General features: G+C 43.5%; 15 protein-coding genes and 1 pseudogene. 7 read left to right on the forward strand and 9 right to left on the reverse strand.

Going from position 1 to position 19,266, the window contains the following annotated elements:
* The first annotated feature begins 8 nt into the window (after positions 1–8).
* The 6 genes and pseudogenes from asd (at position 9) to RGE70_RS15070 (ending at position 7,297) form a co-directional block, all read left to right on the forward strand.
* Positions 9–872 carry an archaetidylserine decarboxylase gene (asd, locus tag RGE70_RS15045; protein WP_310472257.1) on the forward strand — a complete coding sequence of 288 codons (864 nt, stop codon included), beginning with the start codon at positions 9–11 and terminating at the stop codon, positions 870–872.
* 28 nt (positions 873–900) lie between these two features.
* Positions 901–1,783: pseudogene (locus RGE70_RS15050) on the forward strand (DMT family transporter).
* A gap of 69 nt (positions 1,784–1,852) precedes the next feature.
* On the forward strand, positions 1,853–5,050 hold the full coding sequence (locus RGE70_RS15055) for a mechanosensitive ion channel domain-containing protein (protein WP_310472258.1): 3,198 nt from the start codon (positions 1,853–1,855) through the stop codon (positions 5,048–5,050).
* Positions 5,051–5,075: 25 nt separating this feature from the next.
* Positions 5,076–5,771, forward strand: coding sequence for a glycerophosphodiester phosphodiesterase (locus RGE70_RS15060; RefSeq protein WP_310472259.1), 696 nt, complete (start codon positions 5,076–5,078; stop codon positions 5,769–5,771).
* 207 nt (positions 5,772–5,978) lie between these two features.
* Positions 5,979–6,905, forward strand: coding sequence for a D-2-hydroxyacid dehydrogenase (locus RGE70_RS15065; protein WP_310472260.1), 927 nt, complete (start codon positions 5,979–5,981; stop codon positions 6,903–6,905).
* 200 nt (positions 6,906–7,105) lie between these two features.
* Positions 7,106–7,297 carry a bacterioferritin-associated ferredoxin gene (locus RGE70_RS15070; protein WP_310472261.1) on the forward strand — a complete coding sequence of 64 codons (192 nt, stop codon included), beginning with the start codon at positions 7,106–7,108 and terminating at the stop codon, positions 7,295–7,297.
* 80 nt (positions 7,298–7,377) lie between these two features.
* On the opposite strand, the gene parC is transcribed toward RGE70_RS15070, so the two are convergent.
* From parC to nudF, 7 genes are read right to left on the reverse strand one after another with little or no spacing between them, the layout of a single operon-like run.
* Complete coding sequence (gene parC, locus RGE70_RS15075; RefSeq protein ID WP_310472262.1) at positions 7,378–9,645, reverse strand: DNA topoisomerase IV subunit A; 2,268 nt, start codon at positions 9,643–9,645, stop codon at positions 7,378–7,380.
* A complete protein-coding gene (locus RGE70_RS15080) occupies positions 9,645–10,787 on the reverse strand; it encodes a PQQ-dependent sugar dehydrogenase (protein ID WP_375087865.1) in 1,143 nt (380 codons plus the stop codon). Before RGE70_RS15080 ends, parC begins: the two co-directional genes overlap by 1 nt.
* Positions 10,788–10,825: 38 nt before the next feature.
* On the reverse strand, positions 10,826–12,712 hold the full coding sequence (parE, locus tag RGE70_RS15085) for a DNA topoisomerase IV subunit B (protein ID WP_310472263.1): 1,887 nt from the start codon (positions 12,710–12,712) through the stop codon (positions 10,826–10,828).
* 55 nt (positions 12,713–12,767) lie between these two features.
* Positions 12,768–13,340: a YqiA/YcfP family alpha/beta fold hydrolase gene (locus tag RGE70_RS15090; RefSeq protein WP_310472264.1), complete on the reverse strand. Its 573-nt coding sequence runs from the start codon at positions 13,338–13,340 to the stop codon at positions 12,768–12,770.
* 30 nt (positions 13,341–13,370) lie between these two features.
* A complete protein-coding gene (gene cpdA, locus RGE70_RS15095) occupies positions 13,371–14,210 on the reverse strand; it encodes a 3',5'-cyclic-AMP phosphodiesterase (protein WP_310472265.1) in 840 nt (279 codons plus the stop codon).
* A gap of 9 nt (positions 14,211–14,219) precedes the next feature.
* Complete coding sequence (locus tag RGE70_RS15100; RefSeq protein ID WP_310472266.1) at positions 14,220–14,660, reverse strand: DUF1249 domain-containing protein; 441 nt, start codon at positions 14,658–14,660, stop codon at positions 14,220–14,222.
* 39 nt (positions 14,661–14,699) lie between these two features.
* Entirely contained in the window at positions 14,700–15,305 is a 606-nt protein-coding gene (gene nudF, locus RGE70_RS15105) for an ADP-ribose diphosphatase (RefSeq protein ID WP_310472267.1), read from the reverse strand.
* A gap of 289 nt (positions 15,306–15,594) precedes the next feature.
* Between nudF and tolC the strand changes: the two genes are divergently transcribed.
* A complete protein-coding gene (tolC, locus tag RGE70_RS15110; protein ID WP_310472268.1) occupies positions 15,595–16,893 on the forward strand; it encodes an outer membrane channel protein TolC in 1,299 nt (432 codons plus the stop codon).
* Positions 16,894–16,969: 76 nt separating this feature from the next.
* Here tolC and RGE70_RS15115 read toward each other — a convergent pair whose 3' ends face one another.
* Positions 16,970–18,559 (reverse strand): GMC family oxidoreductase, encoded by a 1,590-nt coding sequence (locus tag RGE70_RS15115; protein ID WP_310472269.1) that lies wholly within the window; start codon positions 18,557–18,559, stop codon positions 16,970–16,972.
* A gap of 37 nt (positions 18,560–18,596) precedes the next feature.
* On the reverse strand, positions 18,597–19,112 hold the full coding sequence (locus RGE70_RS15120) for a TAT leader-containing periplasmic protein (protein ID WP_310472270.1): 516 nt from the start codon (positions 19,110–19,112) through the stop codon (positions 18,597–18,599).
* Positions 19,113–19,266: the final 154 nt, after the last annotated feature.

The following is a 19,266-nucleotide window of genomic DNA, read 5'->3' on the forward strand; positions in this document are numbered from 1 at the left end:
TATTGAAATTGGATAAAGTAAAAATCGCGCTGCAGTATATGATGCCAAAGCACTTCTTATCGCGCTTGGTTGGCAAATTAGCAGCGGCTGAAATGGGCGCTGTCACTACTGCGGCTATTAAGTGGTTTATCAAGCAATATAAAATCGATATGAGTGAAGCGGCTGAGCCTGCACCAGAAGCTTATCCAACTTTTAATCAGTTTTTTACCCGAGCATTAAAACCTGGAATCCGTCCACTTTGTGAAGACAAAGACTACATCATTCACCCAGTCGATGGTGCAGTAAGCCAGCTTGGTCCAATTGAAGACGGACGCATATTTCAAGCAAAAGGGCACGATTATTCGTCGCTCGCACTATTGGGCAATCAAGCTGTAGATGCTAAACGATTTGAAGACGGTGACTTTGCAACGATTTACCTTGCGCCTAAAGACTATCACCGCATTCACATGCCAATTAAGGGTACACTGTCGAAAATGACCTACGTACCTGGTGAGCTATTTTCAGTGAATCCATTAACAGCGCAAAACGTACCGGGCTTGTTTGCTCGAAATGAGCGTGTAGTGGCCATTTTCGAAACTGAAATTGGCCCAATGGCAATGGTACTTGTTGGGGCAACGATTGTAGCTAGCATCGAAACAATCTGGGCTGGCACTGTCACGCCACCAACAGGCAAAGATGTGTTTACTTGGGATTACCCTACTGATGGTCCAGACGCGATAACATTGGATAAAGGCGCAGAAATGGGCCGCTTCAAACTTGGCAGTACCGTAGTCATGTTATTTGCAAAAGATGCGTTAGATGAGTTTGCAGATGGCGTAGAACCCTCTAGTGTGACCCGAATGGGTCAGGCTTTTGCAAAAATTGAAGATTAACCGCTCAGATTAGGGCTTATCTACTCAATTGAAACCTAACGATTCTAAATCTGGGCTTATTGAGCTTCACTTAGCTGTACTACTTTTTGGTGGTACAGCTTTGTTTTCAAAACTCATCCCGCTAAGCCCTAGACATTACCGTACTACGCTGTGTTGTTGCAGCCTCTGTGTTAGCGCTGATTGTAAAACTCAGCAAGCAGAAGTTAACGCTTAATGCCACTAAAGATTACTTTATTGCCATTGGGTTAGGCATTGTCGTTAGCTTACACTGGGTGACATACTTCGCTTCAATGCAGTTATCATCAGTCGCTATTGGTATGATAGCTTTCTTTACCTACCCAGTTATGACAGTTCTAATCGAACCTATTGTTACTAAGTCATCACTAAAGCTAGCAGATATTATCAGTGGTTTTTTTGTGTTAATTGGAGTCGGCTTACTCATTCCTGAAGCAAGCATAGGTAACGACGTAACACTCGGGATCGCTGTTGGGATTGCGTCCGCCGCATTATTTACCGCAAGAAATTTACTCCACAAACGCTATTTCAGCCAATACAGTGGTCAGCAAGCCATGTTTTATCAAACCACTGTGGCAGTAATTTTTCTGGCTCCGTGGTTCACCACTGAAGTGAGTAACATAACGCCAAACACATGGTACCTAGTGGTGCTGCTAGGCATAGTATTTACCGCTGCACCCCATGCATTATTTACTTCGGCGTTACGTTTGTTAAGCGCCAAAACCGTCGGACTAGTGTCTTGCTTACAACCCTTTTATGGAGCGCTATTAGCCTATGTACTACTTAGAGAAGAGCTAGCATTGAGCACCATTATTGGCGGCATATTAGTCGTTGCAACAGCATTATTTGAAACTCAAAAGAGTCATAAGTCACAACAGCTTAAAAAGTCTGCTTAGACTGATTTATTTATCTGATTAACTTGGCTACTATTAGTGAGTCTTTCCGATTGATTCAAGCCGCTAATCATGCATCGTTTTTTATTGGTTTTACTATGCCTATTTTGCGCAGTAACCAACGCAACGCCCTCCACTCAACTTGAAAAACGATTAGGCTTAAGCCCTTCGACAAACAGTGCCAGTTCGCCAGCTGAACAATTAGCCACACTCAACAATAAAATCAGTGAATTAGCATTAACCGAAGCTAACTATCGAGAGCTGGCACGCAATTATTCTCAGCATAAATCTAATTTACTTAACCAAATTAGAGAGGCGCAGCAACCAATACCATGGGCTACCACTCAAGACTTGCATCAACAGAGCTCGCTCGCTTACCTGCGCTTGTCAGAGCTTAAAGATGTCGAAGTCAGTTTAAGTAGCAAAATAAATAGCTTAAACAAATCCCTTAACGGTCTCCCTAAACTATTGACCCAAGCGCGTGAATCGCTCAATAAGCATAAAAAAAACCGCACCTCGGCAGATAACACCACTGCAAACCAGTTATTGCTCGCTCAACGGCAGTTGTACCAGCAACGCGTCACCACATTAGAAGCAATGCTTGCTAGCAGCCAAAAAGAAATCGACCTCAACCAACTACAACTACAGCTAGTTCGTGAACAATTACACCAGCAAGAGCAGCTAATTGAACAATTAAATCAGGCTCTTGATCTACAAAGACACCAGCGCACAGAAGCGGCTATAGCAAGTAGTTTATTGCCGGATTTAAATGAATCAGACCCAGTAATCCAGGCGCTTAGTGAAGCAAACTTAAGCTATGGCGAAACATTAAAAGCACTCAATATAAAAATAAGCCAAACACTTAAGCTGCAAGAGCAAGCTGAAGCGCGATATCAGATCCAAGCTAAGCAGTTAACCAGTGTGCAGCAACAAATCAGCTGGATTAAACTTAACTCTGCTTTTGGTGAGCGTTTTTTACAAATGCTACAAGCTCTGCCAAAACCGCCGAGTCAAGAGTCGGTACAAACCGACATAGCTAACGCGCGACTGGCACGCTATCAAATAGAACAAACTCAAACGGTCAATAACCAGCAGCTAGAGGATCCTGTAAAGTCCCCTTCACCATTGCAGGCAAAACTGCTCGCGTCCCAAACACTTCTGTTACAGCAGTTAATACAAAGTTATGACCAATATTTAAGTGAGTTAGCAGAGCTCAGGATCAGCAATGAGCTGCTAAATCAACAGTATTTAACACTGAGAGACACCTTAAACGAGCATTTATTTTGGGTACCAAATGCTAACGCGATTGGCAGTTTGTGGATAACCGATCTCTACCAAAGCGTGTATTGGATGTTCCAACAAGCTCCTTGGCAGCAGTTAAGTAGCTCTTTGGATGAGCAAGGCAGTTTATGGTCATGGTGGCTCATTTTAGTCATTATCAGCATTATCGCACTAGACATTCTAACGCCGAAGTTTAAAGCCGCTATGCGACGTGAGCTGCCCTTTGTCGGCAACGTTACCCAGGATAAGTTTATTTATACTTGGCACGTACTCATCAACTCGGTCAGTTACAGCCTACTTAAGCCTTTACCTATAGTATTAGCAGGGGCAATTTTCTATCAATCCAGTTTTAATTTCACCAAAGCGTTCGGCATGGGTGTTATGGCCATTGGTATTTTTTACCAGTTATACCAATTGGTGTACTTGCTAGCTTTAGATAGAGGCTTGTTAATTAACCACTTTAAGGCGCAACGTAGTATTTTCCGTGCAGGACAAGTACGCTTTAAGCGCTTCACATATATGGCTGTCCCATTTTTAGGGCTGGCAGCATTTGCTGAAGTTATTGATACCTCGTTAGTGCGAAATAGCCTTGGCCGCGGTGCGTTTATTGTTTTTTGTGTGCTGCTGTTTTGGTTCTATAGCGATATTTTAAAGATTTCCAACCGCGAGAATACGCACCACCAAGGCAATAAGAATAAAAAATTGCTGCAAAAGCTGTTATGGACCATGCTCATCACCACCCCTATAGCTTGTGCTGTACTGGCCTTTATGGGTTATTACTACACTGCTTTTCAAATGCTGTTACAGCTGCAATTGTCACTAATTTTTGGCCTCGGCTTTTTACTACTTTATCAACTGATTAAACGCTGGATGCTAATCGAAAGGCGCCGTATAGCCTTTGAGCGCGCCAAAGCTAAACGCGCTGAATTGTTAGCTCAACGGGAAAAAGGTGAAGTCAGCCCACCAGAGCAGCTCGACACCTATGAGGAACCCGAGGTTGATCTAGAAACTATTTCGAGTCAATCCCTAGGCTTAATTCGTTCGTTATTATTATTGGCATTTTTAGCCAGTATTGTCGGGCTTTGGACTCAAACTCATACCGCATTATTCTCTTTACTCGACGGTGTAACCCTATGGACGAGCAACACCACCGTTAATGGAATTGAGCAGCAGCTACCCATCACCTTAAAGTCATTATTACTGTCGTTAATCATTGTTGGGTTCTCGATGATGATAGCAACTAACCTACCCGGTTTAATTGAACTGACTATCTTGCAACGGCTTGATTTATCCCAAGGGACCGGCTTCGCACTGACCACTGTGTGTCGTTATGTTGTTATTTTTATAGGGATTTTAGGTGGGTTTTCAACTCTCGGAATGGAGTGGTCAAAACTGCAATGGTTAGTCGCGGCGCTATCGGTTGGCTTAGGGTTTGGTTTACAAGAAATCTTTGCCAACTTTATTTCGGGTCTGATTATTTTATTTGAAAAGCCAGTCCGAATAGGTGACACCGTTACCATCAGAGATCTCACCGGAACGGTAAGTAAAATCCAGATCCGAGCAACCACCATTATCGACTGGGATCGCAAAGAAATTATTGTGCCGAATAAAGCCTTTATTACCGAGCAACTTATCAACTGGTCACTGTCAGACCCAATCACTCGGGTCATCGTTTATGTTGCCGTTGCACGAGACTCAGATCCCGCACGTGTAGAGGCTGCATTATACCAAGCAGTACAAGAGTGTGATGATGCTTTACAAACGCCAGAACCTGAAGTCTGGTTTGCCGGCTTCGGGCAACATACGCAAGATTTTGAAGTTAGAGCCTACGCAAAAGACATGGGCACGCGCTGGCCGCTAAGGCACAAATTACATAAACAAATAAGTAAAAAGCTGCGGGAGAACGATTTAGAGCTCGCCTATCCTCAACTTGAAGTTCATTTATCGCCGGGCCAAAATAAAGACGCTCAAGGCATAATCAGAACCTAATACGCTTTAATATAGATACCAATTAATGAAAATATTTGCACACCGTGGCGCAAGCGGATATGCGCCAGAGAACACTATAAAAGCGTTTACTGCCGCCATTGAACAAGGCGTAAAAGCCGTAGAGCTCGATATCCATTTAGTCGAAGGCGAACTCTATGTTTTTCACGATAGGCGACTTGAGGCAAAAAGCTCTGGTCACGGACTTATCGACCAAGTCAGTCAACACTACCTCAGTACAATTACAGTGGCAGGAGAGCCTATTGCAACCCTTAGCGAGGTGTTAGCGCTCTTAAAACCTCACAATATTGAAGTTAATATTGAGCTTAAAGGTTTATCGGTTTTACCCGCCTTTTCCCTCATGTATGAGCAGTTGATAAATCAGCAAAATTACGACCCAGACTTACTGCTAATATCCTCTTTCAATCATGTAATGTTAAGTGAGTTTAAGTGCCAATTTCCAAGTGCTAAAATCGCACCAATCATTGAAGGGATCCCGCTCAACTTAGCTCAAGTAGCTTCAGAGCTTGGCGCTTTCTCAATCCACTTAGGGCTCAGCTTTGTAAATCAAGCCATGATTCAAGACGCACATCAACGTGGCGTTAAGGTATATGTTTATACGGTTGATTTTGCCGATGACATTCACAGGCTAAATGCGCTTGAGGTTGATGGCATCTTCACTAACTTCCCTGACAAAGCCATGCGCTCACTTGAGGGGTCTTAATCGATTTTGCCTATATATCGCTTCAGAAAAGGGCAAAGCTATCTCAAAATTCACAGATTTAATCTACACTCTGTTTTAAAGCGTTATGCTTCTTAATTACGAAAATAAGCTGTAGCCAAAAACATTTACGACAACAAAAATAAGCGTTCAAAAAATACCGGAACGCCTAACAAATATTGACGCAGCACAGGCAAAAAGGGAGTCAGCATGGAGCACAAGTTACTATTGCTTACCAAGGACAATGATCGGTATCGTCAACTATTGGCATCTTGCCATCTGCCTAATATTCAAATTCTTGATGATAACCCAAAGAATATTTTTGAAACCGACATCTGGTTAGCAGAGCCCAGTTTAGCAGCACCATTACTACCGCATGCATCAAGCTTAAAGTGGATGCAATCAACTTTTGCTGGCGTTGATGCACTGGTAAAACCCAGGCAGCGAAGGGACTACGATCTCACCAATGTCCGAGGCATATTTGGGCCATTAATGAGTGAGTATTTGTTTGGCTATCTGCTCGCATACCAAAGAGAGCATGGTAAGTATAAAAACCAGCAAGCAAAAAAAGTTTGGCAACCAGGAAGCTACAAAACCCTGCAGGGACAAAACTTACTCTTGTTAGGCACAGGTTCTATTGCTAAGCATATTGCTCAAACAGCTAAGCATTTTGGTATGCATGTCACCGGCATTAACCGAGGGGCAAAACCAACCAAAGGGTTTGATGAGGTCGATACCTTAGCAAATCTCAGTCGCCACTTACCCAAGGCCGATGCCGTCGCCAGTATTTTACCCAGCACCCCTGAAACCCGTGGCGCATTAAATCAACATTCATTATCGCTGCTCAAAAAAGAGGTTGTGTTGTTTAACCTTGGCAGAGGTGACGTACTTGATTTAGATGCGCTATATATTCAGTTAGTTCAAAACCAACAACAGCAAGCCATTTTAGACGTCTTTAATCAAGAACCATTGCCTTCTGATCACCCAATTTGGTCACTAGATAATGTCGTCATAACACCACATATTGCTGCGCCCAGCTTTCCTGAACAAGTGATTGAGATATTTTCACAAAACTATCACAAGTGGATAAAAGGGGAAGAACTACATCATCGCGTCCACTTTGAACGCGGTTATTAACGCATGCTAACCCACTAAAGCTAGTGCTCAAGGTAGTTTGACAACAACACAAACTGCCTTGATAACTGTTTTTTACGGTACGCACCGGTTTTAATAACAGCAAGTAATGCTAACAACTGCTAATGATTCTCACCTGTTATTAGCATTGAGAATCGTTTTCATTTATACTTCGTGCATATTCAAATACTGGATCCATATTTATGTACGTTTGTCTTTGTCACGCAATTACAGATACCCAAATTAAAGAAGCCGTTAGCCAGGGTGACAGCTCTTTAGCTGATGTAAAAAAGCGTCTTGGTGTATCTAATCAATGTGGTAAATGTGCAAAAATGGCGACCAATATTATTCAGCGTCAAGTTGATATAGAGCCCAAATATTACGAAGTGGCTTAATACTCAATAAGCCTATTTCACCATAAAAAAATGCAGCTATTTAAGCTGCATTTTTTATTGTCTTACTTTAATACTAGATATTAAGAAGATGCTCCACCGTCGCCTAGCTCAACGCTATCGACACGCTGTAAACCACGCGGTAGCTTAGCCCCACGTCTACCTCGCTCACCACGGTACTCTTCTAAATCACTTGGTTTGAGGGTTAATTTACGCTTACCAGCCCATAAAGTGACCGGCATATTAGCAGGCACAACATGCAAGTGAGTCAGCAACTCTTCACGGTTTTTAGCCCGCTCTGTCGGGATCCCAATGATCTTGTTCCCTTTACCTTTCGTCAACTGTGGTAAGGCATCTAACGAGAAGAATAACATCCGCCCTTCATTAGTGATCGCCAAAATAGACTGCTCTCCACTCTTATCGACCTTTTGTGGAGGTAAAACTTTGGCATTAGCAGGTAAACTTAACAGAGCTTTACCGGCTTTATTACGAGAGAGCATATCTTTATTTGCCACAATAAAACCGTAGCCCGCATCAGAAGCCAACAAGTAACATTGCTCTTCTTCCGACATCAACACATGCTCAATAGAGGCACCCGGCGCTAAATTTAAGCGAGTTGTGATGGGCTCCCCCTGCGACCGCGCTGACGGTAAAGTATGCGTTTCAGTTGCAAATGAGCGACCAGAGCTGTCAATAAAGACACTCGGTAGGTTGCTACGCCCAGCGACTGAGCAAAGGAAGGCGTCTCCTGCTTTATAAGAGAGACTTTCACCAACAACATCGTGCCCTTTACCACAGCGAACCCAACCTTTCTCAGACATGATTACAGTGATAGCTTCAGCGGGCACCAACTCTAGCTCTGTTAACGCTTTAGACTCGCCACGCAGAACAATCGGTGAGCGGCGCTCATCACCATAATCTTCACCATCTTTAATTAATTCTTTTTTAATCAGAGTCTTCATGCGACGTTCAGAACTCAGCAACAACTCAATTTTGTCACGCTCAGCGGCTAATTCGCTCTGCTCAGTTTTGATTTTAAATTCTTCTAATCTGGCTAAATGACGTAATTTAAGGTCAAGAATCGCATCAGCTTGCTTGTCTGACAAATTATACCGATTAATCAATTCCTCTTTAGGTTCGTCGTGATGACGAATGATCTCAATAACTTCATCAATATTTAAAAACGCTATCATCAGCGCATCTAAAATATGTAAGCGAGCTAAAATTTTCTCTAAACGGAACTCAAGTCGACGCTTCACCGTCGTCATTCGATACGTCAGCCACTCAGTTAGCATTGCAAGTAAGCCCTTAACCTGTGGGCGACCATTTAGGCCAATCACATTCAGGTTTACTCGGTAGCTTTTCTCAAGATCGGTCGTTGCAAATAGGTGCGCCATTAACAGGTCGCAATCGACTCGGTTGGACCGCGGCACCACAATCATACGAACAGGGCTTTCGTGATCAGACTCATCACGTAAATCCGTTACCATCGGCAATTTTTTAGCTTGCATTTGCGCTGCGATTTGCTCAAGCACTTTGCCACTACTTGATTGATGTGGCAAAGCCGTAATCACAATTTCACCTTGCTCAACCGTATAAACAGCACGGGCCTTTATTGAGCCTCTACCAGTTTGGTAAACTTTCGCAATATCAGCTGCTGGCGTAATAATTTCAGCTTCGGTTGGGTAATCTGGACCGGGGATAAACTCCATCAGGCGCGCTAAGTCAGCTTTAGGGTTGTCGAGTAATTCAACACATGCTCCCACTAGCTCTTTAACGTTATGAGGCGGAACATCGGTCGCCATACCAACAGCAATACCACTAATGCCATTAATGAGGATATGAGGCAGCCTTGCAGGTAACACTAACGGCTCTTTCATTGTGCCGTCAAAGTTAACTCCCCAATCAACAGTGCCTTGCCCAAGCTCACCAAGCAAAACCTCTGAAAATTTTGATAACTTAGCTTCGGTATAACGCATTGCAGCGAACGACTTAGGATCATCGGGTGCGCCCCAGTTTCCTTGCCCGTCAACCAAAGGGTAACGGTAAGAGAATGGTTGAGCCATCAATACCATGGCTTCATAACACGCAGCATCACCGTGGGGGTGATACTTACCAAGCACGTCACCGACGGTACGGGCAGATTTTTTATGCTTTGACTGTGCAGACAAGCCCAGCTCGCTCATCGCATAAATAATACGACGTTGCACGGGTTTCAACCCGTCACCAATATGCGGCAAGGCTCGGTCCATGATCACATACATGGAATAATTAAGGTATGCTTCTTCCGTGAAGCGGTGCATTGGCATTTGCTCTACACCGTCTAAGCTTAAATCTATCGCATCACTCATTAATCATTATCCTGTGACTTAATCTTTTGTTGTTCTTTGTAATACAAGCGGTAAACATTGCCTTTCAAATCATCTGATATATACAAGCTCCCATCGGGAGCGGTGACAATAGAATGAGGCCTAGCCACCGGGAATACACCATCGAGGAAGCTCACTACAGTGCGACGTTTAATCACTTCATCATCTTTCATTTCGAGCATAACCACTTGGTAGCCCACTTTACTTGAGCGATTCCAAGAGCCATTTTCAGTAACAAACATTTGGTTTTGGTAACGCTGTGGAAATTGCTTTCCTCGGTAAAAGTGCAGCCCCATTGGTGCAACATGCGCGGGAAGTTCAAATTTAGGCGGTACTATTTTTAAGTTTTTAGGTTGTTCATATGCGGGTTCGATAACACTAGAACCATGAACATAGGGAAAGCCATAATGACTTCCCACTACTTCAACTTTATTGATTTCATCTGGCGGGATATTATCGCCCATCCAGTTGCGACCAAGATCGGAAAACCAAAGGCTGCTGTCTTTTGCAGACCAATCCATTGAAGTGACACTGCGAACACCGCTAACAATTAGCTCACTCTCGCCACTGTTAACATCAATTGCAATGATACTACCAAACGGCGTTTCCGGCTCACACACATTACAAGGCGAACCAATGGCAACATAAAGCCGCCCGTCAGGCCCAAAGCTCATCGTACGGCGGCTTTTTTTCGCATTACCTGGTAAGCGGTCATAAACTTCTTTTGCTCGGCCTGGTCGCCTTAAGCGTGACTCAATATCAGCAAACCTATAAATACGCTCACCCACAGCCACATAAAGCGCACCGTTGTTAAAAGCAATGGCCTCAGGATAATCCAACCCTTTTGCAATAATGTAGCGTTTATCAACTCGACCATCTTGGTCCGAGTCGACAAGTGCAGTTATTTCACCCGCTTTATATGAGCCAACAAACAAGGTGCCATTACTTCCCAGTGCCAACTGTTTAGCGTCACCTAAATCAGAGGCAAACAGCGTCAAGCCAAAACCCTTTGATACTGTAATCATCACGGGTTCAGCCGCCACTGAGGTGCAGCAAAAAACAAGTTGTGCAAATATCGCCGTTAAACTGCACAATAATTGCTTGGGGTTATTTCGAAATGTCATTATGAATGTTTTCGTTTGATTCTCTATTACTGTTCGAGTTAGATATCCGCGAGATCGCCGTTAGCCTCTAACCAGCTTTTACGATCGCCTGCACGCTTTTTAGCCAGCAACATATCCATCAGAGCCATGGTGTCATCGGCATTATCTAGTGTAAGCTGAACTAATCGACGCGTATTAGGGTCCATGGTGGTCTCACGCAACTGCAGTGGGTTCATTTCACCCAGCCCTTTAAATCGTGTGACCTGTACTTTACCTTTGCGTTTCTCTGTTTTGATTCGCTCAAGAATAGCTTCTCTTTCTTGATCATCTAATGCGTAAAACACTTCTTTACCGATATCGATGCGAAACAAAGGCGGCATGGCCACATAAATATGCCCCTTCTCAACAAGCACACGATAATGCTGCATAAATAACGCACACAATAAAGTAGCAATATGCAAACCATCGGAGTCAGCATCGGCTAGGATACAAATTTTACCGTACCGTAATTCGGAGATGTCTCGGCTATCTGGATCACAACCAATAGCAACTGAAATTGAATGCACTTCTTGCGACGCAAGCACTTGAGATGCATCGACTTCCCATGTATTTAGAATTTTACCGCGCAATGGCAAAATGGCTTGAAAATAGCGATCACGTGCTTGTTTAGCACTGCCACCCGCAGAGTCACCTTCCACTAAAAACAGCTCGCCTTGCATCGGGTCTTGACCACTACAGTCGGTCAATTTACCGGGTAATGCCGGGCCCGAGGTAATGCGTTTACGTGCGACTTTTTTTGCCGCTTTTAATCGTTTCTGCGCATTATTAATAAACATGTCAGCCAAGGCTTCGGCTTGCTCGGTATTACTGTTCAGCCACAAACTAAATGCGTCACGAACGACGCCACCAACATAAGCAGCACATTGTCGGCTCGACAATTTTTCTTTTGTCTGCCCAGAGAATTGTGGATCTTGCATCTTAATCGATAGAATAAAGGTGCAACGTTCCCAAATATCGTCTGGTGTGAGCTTAATACCGCGTGGCACCAAGTTTCTGAAATCACAAAACTCACGCATTGACTCAAGTAACCCCTGCCTAAAACCATTGACGTGAGTACCGCCCAATGGAGTCGGAATAAGGTTAACGTAACTCTCATTCAAATAGTCACCACCATCGGGTAACCATGTGATAGCCCAGTCAGCCGCTTCAATGTCGCCACTTACGCTCCCCACAAACGGCACATTGGGTAATGTTGTCGAACCATCTATTGACGTTCTTAGGTAGTCTTCTAAACCACTTTCATAAAACCATTCTTGTGTTTCATTTGTTTGCTTGTTTACAAATTTTATTCTCAGGCCAGGACACAGCACAGCCTTTGCTTTTAGGAGGTAGCTAAGCTTGCTAACGGAAAAGTTACCCGAATCAAAATAGCTAACATCAGGCCAAAAATGCACGCGTGTGCCAGTATTTCGGCGACCGCATGTTCCTGTTACACGTAGCTCTTCAACTTTTTCGCCATTCTCAAAAGCCATGTCGTAGACTTCGGCATTACGCCTAACTGTAATTTCAACACGGTGAGATAAAGCGTTAACCACGGAGATCCCCACCCCATGCAAACCACCAGAGAATTGATAGTTTTTGTTGGAAAACTTTCCTCCCGCATGCAGTTTGGTTAAGATGAGTTCAACCCCAGATATGCCCTCTTCGGGGTGAATATCTACCGGCATACCACGGCCGTCGTCGGTCACCTCGAGTGAGTTGTCTGCATGCAAGATAACGTCGATTCGACTTGCGTGTCCGGCGAGAGCTTCGTCGACACTATTATCTATGACTTCCTGTCCTAAGTGGTTTGGTCGCGTAGTATCGGTGTACATACCCGGGCGACGTTTTACAGGATCAAGTCCATTTAGGACTTCAATTGCATCTGAAGTGTATTGATTTGTCATGGCACACATAATTTTTTGTTATTCAGGCCATGGTGCGGCCCTACGGGTCTATTTGTCAAGAAAACAGGTATTCACAAATGGAAACCAACTGGTCTTCATAGCCAATAAAGCTATGATCTCCACCTGGTTCAATTGTCATTTTGCAGCAATGGTACTTCTGCACGGCCTGTTTATAGTCGAGTACTTCATCGCCTGTTTGTAGCAACACATAAAAGCGATCAGGATTTAAAATAGCTGCAGTATCGAACTGAGCAACATCCTGTTTATGTTTGGCTGAAACTTGATAGGTCTCATTAGTATAGGGATTGTACTGAGTGCCAATGAATTCATCAAACAGTTCAAAAGGTTTTACAGCAGGATTAATCAAAACTGCGCGTCCACCGAAATTTTCAGCTAAATAACTCGCAAAATAGCCCCCTAACGATGAGCCAATATAATAAATAGGCTCGCCTGCGGCTTTAGCCTGTTCGACAATTTCAATTAATAACGCCATCACCTCACGTGGTTCATTGGGCAACTGTGGCTGTTGAAAATTTAATTTGGGGTAGTATTGCTGAATAAAACGAGCTGTAACAAGTCCTTTGTTTGATTTCGGCGAGCTATTAAATCCATGAATATAAAGCAGCATAGTTCCTCACACTGCGGTCTTACCTGTTCGCTAATAACCGCCGGCTTCGTTGTCAGGTGAGAATTTTTCACCCGGGATCCGATATACATTGGTTAGAATGCTACCATCAGACTTAAGCTCCAGCAAACGGTAACCGGGCTGTAGGGCATCTAATGCAAAATAAGAAGATTTAGGCTTAAACTGAATACAGGTTGACGGTGTCGCCATTAACTTAATCGGCCCATTCGGCCCAGTATGAATAGTATCAACACTTTGGTGGATATGCCCCCACAGTAAACCTTTAACCTGTGGGTAGTTTGAAACTTGTTGAATAAACTCGCTACCGTTATCCATACAGTGTTGATCCAGCCATGCACAACCAGCCAAAACTGGATTATGATGCATTACCAACAAAACATGGCGGTCTGGTTCAGCCTCGATAGCGCTATCAATCAAAGCTAACTCAGCATCTGACATATGTCCGCCAGGCCGACCTCTAACCGTTGAATCGAGCATCAACACTTGCCAATTACCGGCCAAGACTCGTTTTTGCCCAAAAATATTATCACCTTGCATGTGCAAGCTCATTATACGAGGGTCATCATGGTTCCCAGGTAAATAATGACAAGGTAAATTAAGACAGCTTACGGCATCAACAAAATTATGATAAGACTCATTTGAGTAATCTTGGCTTATATCGCCAGTAGCTAACATAAAATGTGCAGGGTATTTAACGGCAGATATCGTATTTAATACCGCCTTCAAGCTTTGTGAAGTATTAACACCTAACAACTGAGCTTCAGGATCGGCAAACAAATGCGGGTCTGTGACTTGCACTAGTCTCACACTGTCTATCTCTGAAATTGGATAAGAGATTGCCTCTTTTAGCAAAATAATTACCTAGTTATTAGATTTACAAATAAATTTAGTAAGGTTATCTATCTTCAACAACGCTTCTAGAAATGCGTTCACTTGATACTTTTCATCACGTTGGTGCATGTGCATATTTGGATAATCATACACTGGTCGCAATTGGTAAATCTGCTGACTAGTTAACACTTCTGCCAATTTAGCATCATGATAAACCCGCACTGATACAATTGGTCTCGACACAAATGCATGAGCACCTGTGCACCTAGAAATTTCCACCAGCTGTGTGTATTTAGTGTTTTCCAGCAAGCGGACATCTAGCCGACCAAACTCACCTTCAACTTGCCAGTGCGTTCCGGCACACGGCTCTAAAGTAAGCCAGCGCTGTATGTGCATGTAGTTACGACTACATACCGCTAAATACCGGCTAACGTTGGGTTTATATTTACGCCCATATACTACTTTCGACACTATAAAATTCCAAGACTGTTGTTGACACAATCGTACTATTTAGGTTGCAATTAACTTTTGATAATTTAGCTGTAACCACTGCAAGCCCATAACTGTAGAGGCATTATTGATGCGTCCATCTTCAACCATTTTGTAAGCTTGTTCTCTATCAACCAAGTGGACTTTGATGTCTTCATGTTCATGGTCTAAACCATGCGTGCCTTCCGCATTACTTGAATCGATTGCCGCCCAATAAAAATCAAACCTTTCACTTGTACCTCCAGGGCTTGAGAAGCACTCGTTAACCTTAGTCAAGCTTATAGCTTCCAGGCCGGTTTCCTCTTTCAGCTCTTTAATCGCCACCTCTTCTGAGGTATGCCCAGGGTCTATCATTCCTGCAACCAGCTCAAACAGCCACGGCGTACTTGTATGGCCTAACACAGGGATACGTACTTGCTCAATAATCACCACGATATCTTTAACTGGGTCATAAGGCAGTACGACCACGGCATGACCTCTTTCAAATACTTCTCGCGTGACTTCACCGCTCCAACCACCATCAAACAATCGATGTTTAAAGCGATATTGTTCCATTTTAAAAAAACCTTGATACAAGGTTTTTTTACCAAGTAACTCAACATCTTTATCACTAAATTTATTGTTCATTTTGTCCTAAACCTATTACTGTTCAAAGGGAGTAAACCACAACCATGCAAAACTAAAATATAAAGACTAAAATATAGGAAGAAAGTGATAAACGAGGTTAAAAACTGTTACACTTCCTAGTTGACTTGGAATTGGTAGGTTTTTAATATTCACCTACTAAGTTTAGATGTATTGGGAAGCGTCGGGAAGCGCAAACCGCCTAAATTTTTCAATAAAGCTTAGGCATAACTAAACAACTCACAGTTAAATTCGCTCCTCAATGGAGAATTTTTGTCTAAAAGGACAGCAAATGAAATTCAAAATCCGTTCTCTATGTGCTGCACTAACGCTAGCAGTTTCAGCTCAAGTTGCACATGCCGACGACCTTCTACAAATATATCAACAAGCATTAACCAGCGATCCTGTTACGCTGCAAGCTAAAGCGCAACGCGATGCACTTTATGAAAAAATCGAAGAGCAGCGCGCGTCTCTTTTACCAACCATTAGTGCTAACGTCGGTTACGATAAAGCATGGAACGACCCTGCTGAAGACTCTAGCGGTTTTGCCGGTAACCTAAGTTTAAATCAAGTGATTTATAACCATAGTGCATGGGTTGGCTTAAGCTTGGCAGAAAAAGCAGCATCTCAAGCTGACTCTGCTTACGCTTCAACATTGCAGTCTCTTATTACTCGAGTCACAACCGCATACTTTAACGTATTAACGGCAAAAGATACTTATGAGTTCCAAGGTGCTGAAAAACGCGCGATTGAACGTCAATTAGAGCAAACAAAACAACGCTTTGCAGTTGGCCTTACCGCCATTACTGACGTTCATGAAGCTCAAGCTCAGTACGACTTAGCTAACGCGGCTGAAATTCTAGCTGAAAATACACTAGCAAATAGCTACGAAGCATTACGTGAAATCACTGGTCTAGACCATGAAAACATCAACGTCCTAGATACTAACCGTTTCTCAGCAGCATCAGTTACACCAGCAACGACTGCTGAATGGCTAAAAATTGCTGAAACCAATAACGTTGACCTATTAACAACACGTATTGGTAAAGATATCGCTGAAGAAACCATCGCGCTTTACAAAGCGGGCCATATGCCTTCAGTTAACTTTGATGCTGGCTATTCTAAAGGTATTGAGCAAGAACCTGGTAACGATTACGATAATGGTTCAGTTGGCGTGACACTTTCAGTACCTATTTTTGAAGGTTTTAAAGTTACTTCTCAAGTTAAGCAAGCTCAGTTCCAGTATGTTGAAGCAAGTGCGTCACTTGAGCAGGCACATCGCCAAGTTGTTAAAAGTGTTCGTAACAACTACAACAACGTTAGTGCATCAATTAGTTCAATTAGAGCCTATGAGCAATCTGTTGTCTCATCAGAAAGCGCATTAAAAGCAACGCAAGCTGGTTTTGAAGTTGGTACTCGTACTATCGTTGACGTACTTGATCAAACTACAGACCTATACAATTCAAAGCGTCTACTCTCTGATGCTCGTTATGATTACATCAATTCAATCGTAGCGCTTAAGCAAGCTGCTGGTACATTGAATGAAGATGACGTAAGAGCAATTAACAGTGGCTTAAAAGCAGCTGACTAATTGTAAGTCGTGAGTATTGAAAAAGCCCAGTATTTATACTGGGCTTTTTTGTTTTTACACTACAGCTAACAAAACCTTATTGGCTAGTCAGTTTAGCCGCTAGGTGAGTCGCGTTACGGGCAGTAATGGCATAGATAGAAAGCTGCGGGTTTGCCCCTAAACTCGTCGGAAATACCGAACCATCCATCACCGACAAGTTTTCAAAATAGTGCGACTCTCCCAAACTATTCACCATAGATATCTTAGGGTCTTCGCCAAATGGGCAACCTCCCATGACATGAGCCGAAGCGACAATGGTTTTTAACGGTGCGAGTTCCATGTCTGCGATGGCTTTTTTAGCATCACTCCAGCTGCTTAAATATGGCATTCCCTCGCTAATCGGTAAGACTTTTTTAGCACCAGCTGCAAACTGCAACTCAGCCATACTGGCAAAAGCGCGTCTAGCAGACCGCCAAAATACATCTGTAAGCGGGTAATCTAAACTACTACCGTGAGCTGTTAGCCTTACAGCACCGCCTGGACTATCTTCATGGTAACCATCTCGCACAAGTGCGATGGTCACCTGTAATTGATTGAAATTATCCATCAACTCAGCATGGCTTTGGCCGTAACCAATGGTTTTAGAAGCAATCAAAATAGGGTGTATCGGCGGCACTTCTAATTTGTAACCGAGCTCTCCTGCCGCTCCACCTTTCCAAACAAACTCATCTGAATAAATAGACTGTGGCGCTCCGCTGTGTCCGTTAATCGGATCTGAAAAAACCGCACCACTTAATAAGGTCGGATGTAAGAAAGTGCGCTTTCCAATAAGCTCAAATGGATCTGGCACTTTCGAATGCATCATGAGGGTCGGGGTATGAATCGCGCCAGCACTAAGGACGTAATGCTTAGCTTTGAATGTGATTTCTATCGGTAATGGCTTCATCATTTTGTCGAGTGCCCGCGCTTTTAACGCGTAGACTTTTTCATTGCGATGCTCAAGCTTGATAACCTGAGCTTGGCTCACCAAAGTCGCCCCTTTCTCTAATGCAGCAGGGATGGTGGTGACCAACATCGATTGTTTTGCATTCACCGGGCAGCCCATACCGCAATAACCAGTGTTCCAGCACCCTTTAACATTGCGCTTAATCACCGTGTAATCCCACCCTAGATGTTCACAACCTTCTTTTAAGGCTGCGTTGTTTCTATTTGGGTCAAATGCCCATTCACTGATGTTGAGCCGTTGCTCCATTTTGTCGAACCATGGTGTTAACGATTCTGGCGTCAGGCCGGCGACTGACTTTTGACTTGCCCAATAAGCTAGCGCAGCACTCGGTGTGCGAATAGAAGTGGTCCAGTTAACGGTCGTAGAGCCACCAACTGCTCGACCTTGAAAAATCCCAATTGCTTTATCCGTGGTTTTCATGCCTGCGGCTTGCTGATATAAGTCAGGGTAAGCGGTGCGCTCCTCCATGTTAAAGTGGGTTGAGGACTTTAGAGGCCCCCCTTCAACAATAATCACTGACAAACCTGCACGGGTCAAAATTTCTGCAGCAGTGCCGCCACCTGCACCACTACCCACAATGATCACATCGGCTTCAAACGTTTGGTTAGCGTTAAGGTCACCCGCATTAACGTGCGCCCAGCCAGAATCTAAACCAGTTACAACGGGATCGATTATGGCCACAAACACTCCTTACAGCTCAATATTGCAGTCAATAACATTATTTAGCCTCCTCTAGAAAACTGGGCTTAGCATAATGTAAGCGGCTCCAATGCTCAGGAGCGGAGTAATAGCTTGCCATTACTAGCTCTCTTAACCCTTGATAAGCAATAACCATCATGTCGATGTAACTGGCACGCCACCGTTCTAGCATATTCACAAGTTCAGTACTGCTGCGCATCATTAAAGGCGTCATACTGCCAGTAAGAATGAGGATCCCTAAGCGGCTCTCAAGTAGCTCAAGCAACTTTTCTAACTCGATTTGATTATCTTTAGGTAACAGCGCCATGGTTTGCTCGATGGCATCTAAAGTACGATTCTGTGCATCTCGTTTTAACACGGGGACATCAGGCAAGGCGCCGTCAAGTAACACAGGTAATAACACACTAAAAAGTAACCGATGTTTGTCATCGAACTCGTCTGTGCTTACAGTGACGTCCGTCAAAGCGTAATTTATACCAAGTGCTAAACACGTTGTTCCAGCGAGAGCCGTCATAATAAAAGTACGTCGTTCCATCTTGTCCTCTATATGAATTAGCGTTAACAGCCTTGTTTAATACTTACCGAATCACTTTATTACTATGGCAGAAGCGGATAAAAAATGCTGTTTCAATCTGTGTTACACTCTTGTCACATCAATAATTAAACACACGTTTTAATTTTCAGCAATA

It is taken from the genome of Shewanella youngdeokensis, assembly GCF_033180165.1.
Classification (GTDB): domain Bacteria; phylum Pseudomonadota; class Gammaproteobacteria; order Enterobacterales; family Shewanellaceae; genus Shewanella; species Shewanella youngdeokensis.